Annotated in this window: 9 protein-coding genes; 1 reads left to right on the top strand and 8 read right to left on the bottom strand. The window is 65.1% G+C overall.

Annotation, left to right across the window (positions count from 1 at the left end):
• The first annotated feature begins 27 nt into the window (after window positions 1-27).
• Complete coding sequence (locus tag ACF8K2_RS25030) at window positions 28-639, top strand: cell wall hydrolase (RefSeq protein ID WP_392468470.1); 612 nt, start codon at window positions 28-30, stop codon at window positions 637-639.
• Between the two features lie 123 nt (window positions 640-762).
• On the opposite strand, the gene ACF8K2_RS25025 is transcribed toward ACF8K2_RS25030, so the two are convergent.
• The 8 genes from ACF8K2_RS25025 to ACF8K2_RS24990 form a co-directional block, all read right to left on the bottom strand.
• Window positions 763-2,415, bottom strand: a complete 1,653-nt coding sequence (locus ACF8K2_RS25025; RefSeq protein ID WP_392468467.1) for a dipeptide ABC transporter ATP-binding protein — start codon at window positions 2,413-2,415, stop codon at window positions 763-765.
• The gene (locus ACF8K2_RS25020) at window positions 2,412-3,284 is read right to left on the bottom strand and encodes an ABC transporter permease (RefSeq protein WP_186555205.1); all 873 of its coding nucleotides are present in this window, start codon (window positions 3,282-3,284) and stop codon (window positions 2,412-2,414) included. The genes ACF8K2_RS25025 and ACF8K2_RS25020 overlap by 4 nt, the downstream gene beginning before the upstream one ends.
• A 13-nt stretch (window positions 3,285-3,297) precedes the next feature.
• Window positions 3,298-4,353, bottom strand: a complete 1,056-nt coding sequence (locus tag ACF8K2_RS25015) for an NADP(H)-dependent aldo-keto reductase (protein ID WP_392468464.1) — start codon at window positions 4,351-4,353, stop codon at window positions 3,298-3,300.
• 117 nt (window positions 4,354-4,470) lie between these two features.
• A complete protein-coding gene (locus tag ACF8K2_RS25010; RefSeq protein WP_392468461.1) occupies window positions 4,471-5,820 on the bottom strand; it encodes an LLM class flavin-dependent oxidoreductase in 1,350 nt (449 codons plus the stop codon).
• A 14-nt stretch (window positions 5,821-5,834) separates the two neighbouring features.
• Window positions 5,835-7,085, bottom strand: a complete 1,251-nt coding sequence (locus tag ACF8K2_RS25005; protein WP_392468458.1) for an acyl-CoA dehydrogenase family protein — start codon at window positions 7,083-7,085, stop codon at window positions 5,835-5,837.
• A gap of 22 nt (window positions 7,086-7,107) precedes the next feature.
• Window positions 7,108-8,040 carry an ABC transporter permease gene (locus ACF8K2_RS25000; protein ID WP_392468455.1) on the bottom strand — a complete coding sequence of 311 codons (933 nt, stop codon included), beginning with the start codon at window positions 8,038-8,040 and terminating at the stop codon, window positions 7,108-7,110.
• Window positions 8,037-9,746, bottom strand: a complete 1,710-nt coding sequence (locus ACF8K2_RS24995) for an ABC transporter substrate-binding protein (protein WP_392468450.1) — start codon at window positions 9,744-9,746, stop codon at window positions 8,037-8,039. The genes ACF8K2_RS25000 and ACF8K2_RS24995 overlap by 4 nt, the downstream gene beginning before the upstream one ends.
• 11 nt (window positions 9,747-9,757) lie before the next feature.
• On the bottom strand, window positions 9,758-11,857 hold the full coding sequence (locus tag ACF8K2_RS24990; protein WP_392468447.1) for a TonB-dependent receptor family protein: 2,100 nt from the start codon (window positions 11,855-11,857) through the stop codon (window positions 9,758-9,760).
• Window positions 11,858-12,065 lie beyond the last annotated feature (208 nt).

Here is a 12,065-nt window from a genome sequence, read left to right as displayed (position 1 = left end):
TTCAGCTCACATTTCGGAAGCTTGACCATGCGCCTATCGTCGCTGCTGTTCGGCTTGGCCCTGACCCTGCTTGCAGGCCCACTCAATGCCGCTGACAGCGCCAAGGCCGCGGTCGCTGAAGACAAGGCCCAAGCCCTGGAAGAGAAGGTGGTCGAGGAGGCGCCACCGCCGAAAAAGAGCGAGACCTTGAGCCCCAGTGAAGTCAAAGCCGTCGATCCCGCTGGCCAATCGCCGATGGACGACAGCATCACTTGCCTGGCGCGCACCATCTATTGGGAAGCCAAGGAGGCGGATGCCCGCGACATGAGTGCGGTGGCCAGCGTGGTGATCAACCGCTTGGGCCACGATGGCTTCCCGGACACCATCTGCGGGGTGGTCAAGCAAGGGGTGGAAACCAAGAGCTGCCAGTTCTCCTGGTGGTGCGACGGGCGCTCTGATCAGGTCGAGGAAAAGCAGCGCTATGACGTTGCCAAAGAAATCGCCCGCAAAGCGCTCAACCAGCAGCTCAAGGACCCCACCGGGGGGGCGCTGTACTTCCATGACCGCACAGTGCGACCGGACTGGGCCAAGGCCTATCGCAAGACCGCCGAGACCAAGTTGTTTCTGTTCTACAAGCCAAATCCGGCGCTGGCCCGCTGAGGTTCTGTAGGGGCATTACCTGCCTCATCGCGGGACAAGCCCGATCCTACACGAGGGTCAACGTGGCGTGGGAGCGGGCTTGCCCCGCGATGACGCCAGCACTGCCCCCTGCAACCGCTCACCTCACACCGCAATCCGCCGCACCCACAGCGGCTGCGCCGCTGGCAACCCCGGCACCGCGTCCAGCAGCGCACGGGTATAGGGGTGACGCGGCTGACCGAGCACCTGCCCCGCTTGCCCCTGTTCGACTACGCGCCCACCCTGCATCACCAGCACCTGGTCACTGACCTGCTCAACTACCCCCAAGTCATGCGAGATGAACAGGCACGCCAGGTTCAACTCAGCCTTGAGCTCTGCTAACAGCGCCAGAATCCGCGCCTGTACCGACACGTCCAACGCCGACACTGGCTCATCACACACCAACACCCGCGGCTTCAGCGCCAGCGCTCGAGCAATGGCGATGCGCTGACGCTGCCCCCCCGACAGCTCCAGCGGCCGGCGTTCGAGCACGCCCGCAGGCAGTTGCACCCGCTCCAGCAATGCCACCGCCTCAGTACGCTGCAAGGCCCGCGGCACTCCGGCCTGAGCCAACGCCTCAGCCAGCACTCGTAGCACGGTATAGCGCGGATCGAACGAGGCCAGGGGATCTTGAAACACCACCTGAATACCCTGGCGCGCCAGGCGCTGCTGATCGTTGGACAAGGCCAACCAGTCCTGCCCGGCAAACTGCACCTGGCCTTGGTCCGGACGCTCCAGTCCAAGCAGAATTCGCCCCAGGGTGCTCTTGCCTGATCCCGACTCACCGACCACGCCCAGGGTCTGCCCCGCCCGCAGTTGCAGCGACACATCGCTCAGCACCTCGCGCGCACGCCCATCGGGGCCAATGAACGCCTTGCTCAAATTGCGCGCCTCAAGCAAGACCGGTTGTTCAGCTGTGTTCACGGCAGGCTCCACCAAGGCCAGCGCAGGCGTGGCCGGGCGCTGAAAATGCACCGCTCGCGCAGCTGTCAGCAGGCGTTGGGTGTAGGGATCATGAGGGTCTTGCAGAATCTGCTCGGCGCTGCCCTGCTCCACCACTTCACCTTGGCGCATCACTACGACCCAATCGGCCAGGCGGGCTACTACCGCCAAGTCATGACTGACCATCAGCAGGCTGTTGTCCTCGCCGCGCAGTTGCTCAAGCAAAGCGAGAATCTGCGCCTGCACCGTCGCATCCAATGCAGTGGTGGGCTCATCCGCGATCAGCAGGCGCGGCTTGCAGGCGATGGCCGAGGCGATCAAGGCACGTTGGCGCAAGCCGCCGGACAGCTGCCAGGAATACTGCCGGGCACGCACCTCCGGTTCCGGCACGCCGACCTCGCGCAGCAGCTCCAGCACCCGCAGGCGCCGCGCTTCAGGGCCAATGCGGGTGTGCAGCAACAACGCCTCCTCGATCTCGTTGCCAACCCGGCGCAGCGGATCGAGCGAGCCGAGGGCGTCTTGCATGACAAAGCCGATCTGTCCGCCGCGCAGGCGCTGCCAACTGGCCTCATCCAAACCGGCCAAGTCGCGGCCAGCGTAGGCCAGGCGCTGCGCCTGAACCTGCGCACCGGCTCCGGTCAGGCCGACCAAGGTGCGCGCAGTGACGCTCTTGCCCGAGCCCGATTCCCCCACCAGCGCCACGCATTGTCCAGCACGCACCTGCACATCGACCCCGTGCACCACTGGCACGCCCTTGAAACTCACCCGCAAGCCGCGGATGTCTACCAACGGTGAAACGTTGTCCGAGCCGCTCATAGGCTTTTGCCCTCGCTGCGCCGCAGCCAGTCACGGCCGATGGCGCTGATGGAAATCACTGTCAGGGTAATCGCCAGCGCCGGCCAGGCCATCAGCCAGGGCGCATTGGCCATGAAGTTACGCGCCACCGCCATCGTCGCGCCCCATTCCGGCGCCGGAGGCGGCGCACCGAAACCAAGGAAGCTCAAGGCGGCGGCAGCCGTGATCGCGCTGCCCAGGCCGATACAGGCCAGGATCAGCACCGGTTGTACCGCATTGGGCAACACGTGACTGAGCACCACGGCCAGCGGCCGCCGCCCCAAGGTCAGCGCCGCCTCGACGAAGCCTGCGCGGCGGATCGTCAAGGTTTGCGCACGCACCAGGCGTGCATAACGTGGCACCGCGGCGATCCCCACGGCGAGGATCAGGTTGGTGGTGCCCTGGCCGAACAGGGTGATGATCACCAGTGCCAGCAGCAGGTCGGGAAATGCCAGCAGCACATCCACTGCGCGCATCAGCAGGTTGTCCAGCCACGCCGGCGCGAGGCCTGCCAGCAACCCGAGCAGGGTGCCCAGACCGAGGCCCACCGCAGTTGCCGCCAAGCCGATAAACAGCGACGGGCGTGCACCGTGAATCAACCGGCTGAGCACATCGCGGCCGTTCTCATCGGTGCCCAGCCAGAACGCTGTGCTCGGTGGCTGATAGGCCAGACGGGCATCGGCCAACAGCGGGTCGGCAGGCGCCAACCAGCCGGGCAGCGCCACTGCCAGCAGCAACAGGCCAAGCACCGCCCAGGCCAGGCATAATCCTGGGCGGCTTGGCCGCCAACGGCTCAAGGGTGGCGCCAGGGCCACGCGCGCAAGCGCAGGATCGGGAGCAATTGCGTTCATCCAGCCTCCTGGTTCATGGCGCCGGGTTGGGAATACGGCGGTGCACAGCCTGGATCTCGGCCAACAGCTCGTCGTCCAGTTGCAGGTCGAGCGCACCGAGGTTTTCCTGCAGCTGCAGCAGTGTGGTCTGCCCAGTGATGGCGCTGGCCACGAAGGGCTGGCGAATGACGAAGGCCAAGGCCAGCTGCGCAGGGCTCAGGCCCCGGCGACGGGCGATATCGACGTAGCTGGCGATGGCGCTGTTGGCCTCGGCGCTGTCGTAGCGGTTGAAGGTGCGATACACCGAAGACAAACGCGCACCCTCCGGGCGAGCGCCATCGAGGTACTTGCCCGTCAGCGCGCCAAACGCCAGCGGCGAATAGGCCAGCAGGCTGACGCCGTCGCGGTGGCTGAACTCTGACAGGCCGTTCTCATACAGGCGATTGAGCAGGCTGTAGGGGTTCTGGATGCTGGCAATGCGCGGCAACCTCTGGTCCTCGCCATGACGCAGGAACTGCGCGACACCCCACGGGGTTTCGTTGGACACGCCGATGTGGCGGATCTTGCCGGCCTTGACCTGCTCATCGAGCACCGCCAGGGTTTCCTGGATGGCTGCGCTGTCTGGGTGGTCGTCGACGTAGGGGTATTCGCGGGCGCCGAAGATGTTGGTGGTGCGGTCGGGCCAGTGCAGTTGATAGAGGTCCAGATAGTCGGTCTGCAAGCGTTTCAGGCTGCCATCGAGAGCCGCGACGATGTTGCGTCGGTCGTGGTGCGAAAGGCCGTCGCGGATGTGCGTTTGCCCGGCGGGGTCGCGCGAGGGGCCGGCGATCTTGCTGGCCAGGATGAGCTTGTCGCGATTGCCGCGGGCGGCCAGCCAGGTGCCGATGAAACGCTCGGTGGTGGTCCAGGTTTCGGCGCGAGTTGGAGTGGGGTACATCTCGGCGGTGTCGATGAAGTTGATGCCGGCGGCAAGCGCGGCGTCCAGTTGCTGATGGGCGTCTGGTTCGCTGTTCTGGTGGCCCCAGGTCATGGTGCCTAGGCTGAGCAGGCTGACGTGGAGATCGGTGTGGCCTAGCGGGCGGTAGAGCATGCGGTGGTCCTTGGGTAATGGGTTGGATTTGAGCGTTTCGGGCTGCTTTGCAGCCCATCGCAGGCTACGCCGGCTCCTACAAGGGGCGCGGTGCCTGTTACGCGCTTGCAGCGGTTATCAGGCCGACGCTTGAGCCACCTTTATCTGCGCATATTGGTTCTCGGCCTTGGGCAAGCCCAGGTGATCGCGCAAGGTGTGCCCGTGATACTCGCGGCGAAACAACCCACGCTTCTGCAACAGCGGCACCACCTCTTCGACGAACACCTGCGCCCCGGACGGGAACATGTCCGGCATGATGTTGAAGCCATCCCCTGCCCCGGCCAGGAACCACTCGGCCAAGGTGTCGGCGACTTGCTCGGGCGTGCCGACCGCCAGACGATGGCCCACCAGGATGCGCCGCGAAAGCTCGCGAATGGTCAGGTTCTCGCGCCGGGCCAAGTTCAGCTGCGCTTCCAGAAAACCGTGCGAGCCGCGCTCAAAATCCGCCACCGCGCCAATCCGTGCCCAAGGCAGCGGCGCATCGGGGTCCAGTTTGCTGGCATCGATACCGATCCGCCCCGCCACCTGCTGCAGCAAGCCATGCTCGCCATGCCAGGCATTGAGCTGGTCGAAGCGGGCATGCGCCTCGGCCTCGGTGCTGCCGATCACCGTCGACAGCCCCGGCATGATTTTCAAATGCTGCGGATTACGCCCCCAGGCCTTGGCCCGGGATTTCATCTCGCGGTAGAAGGCCAGCCCGTCGGGCAAGGTGGTCTGGGTGGTGAAGATCGCATCGGCATAACGCGAGCCCAAGGCCTTGCCGCCTTCGGAGGAGCCCGCCTGTACCAGCACCGGCCGGCCTTGCGGCGAGCGAGGCAGGTTGAGCGGGCCTTTGACCTGGAAGTGCTTGCCGTGAAAATCCAGGGTATGCACCTTGCTTGGGTCGGCGAAGCGGCCATTGGCACGGTCGCCGATGATCGCGTCGTCCTCCCAGCTGTCCCACAACTTGAGGGTGACATCGACGAACTCTTCGGCCCGCCCATAGCGGTCGACATGCAGTGGCGCGCCGGCGTAGCCGAAGTTCTGCGCGGCGGCGTCACCGGCATTGGTCACCACGTTCCAGGCCGCCCGGCCGCCGCTGATGTGGTCCAGCGAGGCTATCCGTCGGGCCAGGTTGAATGGCTCGTTGTAAGTGCTCGAGCACGTGGCGATCACCCCGATGCGTTCGGTGGCGCCAGCCACGGCGGTGAGCAGGATGGTCGGCTCCAGACGGCCACCGGCCTGGCTGGCGACATCCGGCGGTAACGCCGGGCCGTCGGCGAGGAAGATCGCATCCAGGCAACCGCGCTCGGAGATGCGTGCGATGTTGCGGTAGTAATCAACGTCGATATAGGCATCGATCGCGGCCTCGCCCTGGCGCCAGGCGCCGGAGTGCGAGCCGAAACCCAAGATATTCATGCCCAGGCTCATCTGCTTTTGCTGTGTCATGTGCGTTCTCCTGTTCAGACTGCGCTGGCTTCATCGCCTGCGCCCTGCCCTACACTGGCCGCAGCCTGTTTGGCACGCCAGGCGGCGGCTGGGCTGACGCCATTGAGGTAGTAGTCGCCCAACGCCTGCTCGCGGTAGATCGCCGGGTTGTGCGAGGCCAAGGTGCGTGCATTACGCCAGTGCCGATCCAGGCGTCGGGCATTGCTGGTCGCCGAAGCGCCGCCGACCTCGAACAGCAAGGTGGTGGCCTCAAGCACTTGCGCCAGGACGATCTGCTGGGCCTGGAAGGCCTGTACTTCGGCATCGGTGTACAACTGCTCAGGGACCTCCCCAGCCTGGCCCGCCTCGAATACCCCTTGCAGGCCATGGCCCACGGCACTGACCTGCGCCTCGGTTGCAAAGGCCAGACTCGACAGCCGACCGACCACTCGCTGCACCAGTGGGTCATCGCTTGGCTTCGATTGGCCGGGTACGCCGAAGGCGCGGGTTCGGCCCTGGACGAAGGCAACTGCGTCGGCCAGCACGGCACGGGCGATGCCGGCCAGGGTGGCCAGGTGCACCACCTGATAGAACGCGGTCAAGTAGGATTCGGCGCGCAACTCGCCCTTGGCGAAGCGCCGCAGCACATGCCGCTGCGGCACCGCCACCTGGCGAAAACGGGTGGTGCCGCTGCCGGTCAGGCGCTGGCCAAAACCATCCCAGTCGTCCACCACCTCGACCCCAGGAGCGCGGGTTGGCACGGCCAGGCTGACGAATTCGTCGCCGTGGTTGGCCACCGCCGCGACCCAATCGGCATACAGGGTGCCAGTGCAGTAATACTTCTCGCCGTCGAGGCGGTAATCGCCCTCTTCACCCTGGGTCAGTTGCACGGTATTGCCGGTGCTGTCAGTGCGCTCAGCCATGGCCGCGCCCCACAGCTCGCCTGCCACGACCCGGGCGAACCAGTAGTCCTGCGACGCAGCATCGTTGGAAGACAGCCGCCCTTCGACGAAACCGAAATGCGCCCGCAGGATCTGCGGCAGGTTGGAGTCTGCCTGGCCCAGACGCACCAGCTGGCGCAGCAGTTGCGCCAGGCTGGCACCCAGCCCGCCATGGCTTTGCGGCACACGCAGCGCGCCGAAACCGGCCTCGCGCAGCCACGCCACTGGCTCATGGGCCAGCGTGCGTTGCTGCTCACGCTCAACCGCGCCAGCGGCGATACGGGTAAAGATTGGCGCGAAACGGGCATCGAGTTCGGCGTCGGTAATGCTTGCTTGTTGACTCATGTGGGTTCCTTTCACGGGGATTTCAGTTGTGCGCGGTGCGCGGGTCGATAGCCTGGGTCAGTACATCCACCACCAGGTTGACCAGCACGTAGATGGCGGCGGCCAGCAAGGTCACGCCGAGCACCAGTGGCACGTCCTTGTTGGCCGTTGCGTCGAGCATCAGGCGGCCAATGCCTTGGCGGCCGAACAGCAGTTCAAGCACCACGGCGCCGCCCAGCAGGCTGGCGAACACATAGCCGGCCAGGGTCACCAACGGCACCAGGGCATGGCGCAAGGCATGGCGCAGGCGGACACCGGTGTCGGACATGCCGCGCGCGCGGGCTTGGGTGATGAAGGGTTGTTCCAGCACCTGCTCAAGCGACTGGCGCAGCACCTGGGCCAGCACGGCCGCCACCGGCAAGCCCAGGGCCAGGCTCGGCAGCACCAGCGACTGCCAGCCACGCGAGCCCGATGGCGGCAACAGGTGGAAGTAGAAGGCGAAGGCCAGCAACAGCACGGTGCCGATGACAAAGTTCGGCGCTGCCGACAGCACCAACTCGATGCCCGACACCAACGCCCGCAGGCGCCGCCCACGGTTGGCAGTCAGCAGCGCCGAAGTCAGCGCGAGCAGCACCGCCAGGACTGCCGCGCTACTGGCCAGGGCCAAGGTCGCGCCCAGTTGCTCGCCAATCGCCTGGCCGACCGGAATGCGCAGGCGATACGACTCGCCCAGATCACCGTGGGCCAAGCGCCCCAGGTAATTGCCGTACTGCAGCCACAGCGGCTGATCGAGGCCGTACTCGGCGCGCACCTGGGCGAGCATCTGCGGCGTGGGCATGGCGTCCGGGCCGCCGAGAATCGCCAGCGCGGTATCGCCACCGCTGTGCTGCATGCCGATGAACGTCAGGCTGGCAGCCGCCCACAGCACGATCAGGCCGTCACGCAGGCGCCTTAGCACCAGTGCCAGAAGTTTCATGGTTGCTCCTTGGCCAGCCACACGCTGGTGAACAGAGGGACATTGTGCGAACCATCGAACAGCACCCCGCCGACTGCCTTGCGATAAGCCAACAGCATCTGGCTCTCCACCGAAGGCACCGCTGGTACGGTTTCGCCCAGGCGCTGCTGCGCTTGGCGATACAGCGTGCGCCGCTGCTGCGGATCAGTGCTCTGCCGCGCCTGGCCCAGGTACTGGTCGAGCAGCGCATCGCGAAAGTGACCGACGTTCTGGCCGATCATCCGCGCGCTGGGGATGGCCTGGCTGTGATAGAGGATGAACAGCCCATCGGCGGTATTGGTGTGCCAGTAGCCGCCGCCAATGGCATCGAACCGGCCGGCATAGCGCAGCTCCATCACCCGCGTGAGCGGCAACACTTCGATCACCATGTCGAAGCCGATCTTGCGCAAGTCGGCCTGCACCGCCACCGAGACGTTGGCTGGGAACGCCGGGTTGTCGTAGGTCAGCAAGGTCGCTTGCAGGCGCTGGCCGGCGCGGGTACGAAACCCCTCGGCGTCGCGCCCGGTCCAGCCAGCAGCATCCAGCAAGTGGTTGGCTTGTGCCGGGTCGAAGGCCAGCGCATCACGTGCTATCGGGTCATAGCCTGGGGTGTTCACGGCGAGGAAGTCGCCCTTGGCCAGGAACTCACCAAAACCGGAGATCCACGCCAGGCCATCGCGGTCGATGGCCTTGGCCACGGCCTGGCGCACCCGCACATCGTCGAATGGCACGCGCTCGACATTGAAGGTGATGCTGCGCGCGGGGTTACCCTTGCGGATGCGGCTGCGCAGGGTCAGGTCCGGATTGGCGCGAATCGCCGCGGCGTTCTGTGGCGGCGCGTCCAGAGCCATATCGCTGTCGTTGGCCTCAAGCGAGGTGTAGCGGATCATCGCCTCGGGCACATAACTGAGCTCGATGCGTTGCAGGTAAGCCGCGCCCTGATGATTGATCGCTGCGGGCGCCCAGTGGTAATCATCCCGGCGCGAAAACGTCGCGCCTTGATCGCGTACATAGTTGTCGAGCACGAACGGCCCACTGCCAATCGGCCGGGTAGCGATCGTGCGCGGCGCCTCGCGGATCTGCTTGGGCGAAATCATCCCCAGCCAGGCCTGCGACAGCACATCGAGAAACGGCGCATAAGGCGCCCGCAGGGTCGCCTCGAAGGTGAACTCATCCACCACCCGGCCCTTGAGAAACGGCGCGATATAGGCTGCTGCCAACGGCGACTTGGTCGCCGGATCACGCATGTGCTCAAGGTTGACCCGCACCGCCTCGGCGTTGAACGGCTCGCCATCGCTGAAGCGGACATCGTCGCGCAGGTGGAAGGTGTAGGTCAGGCCATCGGCGCTGATCTCCCAGCTTTTCGCCAGCCACGGCGTCAGGGTGCCGTCCTCGGCCTGGTAGACCAGGCAATCGAACAGAATCCTGCCCAGCCACTGCATGTTGCCGTGCGACAGCGCATGGATATCGAAGCTGCCCGAATCGCTGGCGGCCGACACCCGCAAGGTGCCGCCGCGTATCCCCTCGCGCTGCTCGACAAAATCGCTGGCCGGGTAACGCATGACCCCGTTCACCTCGCTCACCGCCTCGCCCTTGAGCGTGCCTGCAGTTTGCCCAGGCGGCGGTGGCGAGCAGGCGCCGAGCAGCAGCGCGCCGGTCATCAGGCACGGCCGAAGTAGCTTATGCATGACGGCGGCCATCAGAAACGAAACGCCACGCCAGTGGTCACCGAGAAGGCGTCCCCCGGATAGAAGTTGGCCGAGTCGCGGCCATTGGCGTTGTAAGCCGTGTTGGCCGCACTGGCGTAGCGCTGGTCGGTGAGGTTGCGCAGATCGGCGAACACCTCCCACTTCTTGCTCGGCGCCTGGTAGCCGAACTTGGCGCCCCACAGCACGTACGACGGCGCCTGCCAGGTGTTGGCATAGTCGATGTAGTAGCTTGACGCTGCGCGCAGGTTGAGCGAGGCATAGAAGCCGCTGGCCTGGCGGTAGGCCAGCTCGGCCTGATAGACCTGGCGCGGCAGGCTGGGCAGCTCGTTGCCGCCGAAGGTGTCGTCGTCGCGGTATTTGAAGTCGTTGAGGGTGTAGGCCTGGCGCAGGTCGATGGTATCGCCGTTGGCCCCGCTCCAGAGCAGCGCGTTCAGGCCGGCCTCGATGCCCTGGTGAAGGGTCGGGCTGGCGTTGGAGGTGGCGGTGAGCTGGTCTTGAGTGGCGCTGGCCTGACGCACCACCACGGTCAGCAGCTCTTTCTGCACCCAGGAGCGGTACAAGGTCAGGCTGCCATCGAAGATGCCGTGGCTGCCACGCACGCCGACCTCGAAGGTGGTGGCCTTCTGTGGCCGCACATCGTAGAGGAACGGGTTGCCGGTACTGCCCAGTTGCCAGGTTACCGGTGGATCGATGCTGCGGCTGACGTTGCCGAACACCTGGAACTCAGGGTTGATCTGATAGCGCAAGCCCAGGCGCGGGGCCAGGTCGTTCTCCACGTACTCGACGCTGGTGGGTAGGTTGCTTGGGTTGGCGGTGGTCAGCGTGGTCGATTCGATCTCGGCCTTACGGCGGATGTTGACGAACGACAGGCCCGAGGACAGCCACAGGTCATCGCTCAGTTGCAGCTCGTTGCCGAAGGTCAGCACCGTGTCGCGCGAGCCGGTGTAGTTGGTTTCCTGGATCTTCGCCCCGGTGGCGCGGCTGTGCGACTTGACGTCGGCCAGATAGGCGCGGGTATTGCTGAAGATGATGCTGCTGTCGCTGGGCAAACCGAGGAAACGATCGCCGGTACGGAAGTAGCGCAAGGTAAGGTTGATGTCCTTGGAGCGCCAGTCTTGTGGGGTCGGCGAGTAGCGCCAGCCGTTGAGCAGCGGGTAGTTGTTGTACGACGCGCCGACTTCGAGCTTGTTGCCGTCATCGAAGGTATAGGTGGTCTTGTTGCCGACGAAGGTGGTGCCGTCTTTACGGCGCCCGGTCGGGGCAAGGTTGCTGCGTGGGTCGTGCTTGAGCTGCTGGCGGGTCAGGGTGTTGCCGTTGGTGAGCTGCTCTTCGCGGTATTTGACGAACAGGCGGGTCTCAAGCTTGGGGCTGAACACATGGCCGAAGTTGGCCGCAAGGCCGCGACCTTCGTTGTTGGCGTCGTCCTGATAGCCATCGCGTTCGTTGTGCAGGACGTTGATGTAGTAGTCAGTGTCGCCAACCACCCCGCCAGTGCTCAGTTGCTGCTTGCGATAGCCGTAGCTGCCGACTTCGAAGCGGGCGTAGTTGCCGGGGTCGGTGCGGCCGGTCTTGCTGACGAAGTTGATCGCCCCGCCCAGCGACAGCGCGGCGTACTCCGAAGCGTTGGCGCCGTAGAGTACCTCGGTGTGGTCGATCCCCTGCATGTCGAGGAAGTCTTCCTGGGTGCCCCCGGGACCGGTGATTGGCAGGCCGTCGAAGAGGAACTTGGTGCCCAGCACGTAGCCCTGGTAGAAGGTGTTCAGGCCCGAGCCGCGGATCGAAATCTTGTTCGCGGCCGTACCGCTGGTGCCCTGGGCGAACACGCCGGGTTGCAGGGCCAGGACATCCTCGGCGTTGGACGCCCTGCCCTGCTCGACCTGACGGTTGTCGATCACTGCGGTGTTGCCAGCGACCTTTTGCAGGCGCTTCTGGTCTTTCTGCGCGCCAGTGGCGGCAGCGCCGGTGACGGTTACCGTGTCGAGGGTGGAGTCTTCTGCGGCGAACACCGCTGGGCTGAGCAGGGCCATCATTACCGCGACGCTGGCGGCACTGCCCAGGGGGTGACCGGTAAGTCTAACTTTCGCACGCACTGCACATACTCCCTTTATATATAAGGTCGAAGTTCTACGCTGTAGCGCAGCCTTCGCCTGACCGCTTCAGGAAGGTTATTGCAGTTGTCGTGCCAGCCTTTTGCCCGCCTCTTTATTGGGCATTGGCCTGATTAAAAGCTTGAATGCGATACAAACTGTTTGGCGCCTGTTGCTGTATCAACATTTCGGCTTGTCAGTAGCGGCCTCA

The organism is Pseudomonas sp. xss_2, assembly GCF_043104195.1.
GTDB classification, from domain to species: Bacteria; Pseudomonadota; Gammaproteobacteria; order Pseudomonadales; family Pseudomonadaceae; genus Aquipseudomonas; species Aquipseudomonas urmiensis.
Note: the sequence above shows the minus strand (reverse complement) of the source record. Positions and strands in the feature narration are given on the sequence as shown.

What these genes read in the sequence shown, in the direction of transcription:
- ACF8K2_RS25000 (WP_392468455.1), bottom strand. Translation starts at nt 8,040, where the DNA reads ATGAAACTTCTGGCACTGGTGCTAAGGCGCCTGCGTGACGGCCTGATC.
- ACF8K2_RS25020 (WP_186555205.1), bottom strand. Translation starts at nt 3,284, where the DNA reads ATGAACGCAATTGCTCCCGATCCTGCGCTTGCGCGCGTGGCCCTGGCG.
- ACF8K2_RS25030 (WP_392468470.1), top strand. Translation starts at nt 28, where the DNA reads ATGCGCCTATCGTCGCTGCTGTTCGGCTTGGCCCTGACCCTGCTTGCA.
- ACF8K2_RS25025 (WP_392468467.1), bottom strand. Translation starts at nt 2,415, where the DNA reads ATGAGCGGCTCGGACAACGTTTCACCGTTGGTAGACATCCGCGGCTTG.
- ACF8K2_RS25005 (WP_392468458.1), bottom strand. Translation starts at nt 7,085, where the DNA reads ATGAGTCAACAAGCAAGCATTACCGACGCCGAACTCGATGCCCGTTTC.
- ACF8K2_RS25015 (WP_392468464.1), bottom strand. Translation starts at nt 4,353, where the DNA reads ATGCTCTACCGCCCGCTAGGCCACACCGATCTCCACGTCAGCCTGCTC.
- ACF8K2_RS24995 (WP_392468450.1), bottom strand. Translation starts at nt 9,746, where the DNA reads ATGCATAAGCTACTTCGGCCGTGCCTGATGACCGGCGCGCTGCTGCTC.
- ACF8K2_RS25010 (WP_392468461.1), bottom strand. Translation starts at nt 5,820, where the DNA reads ATGACACAGCAAAAGCAGATGAGCCTGGGCATGAATATCTTGGGTTTC.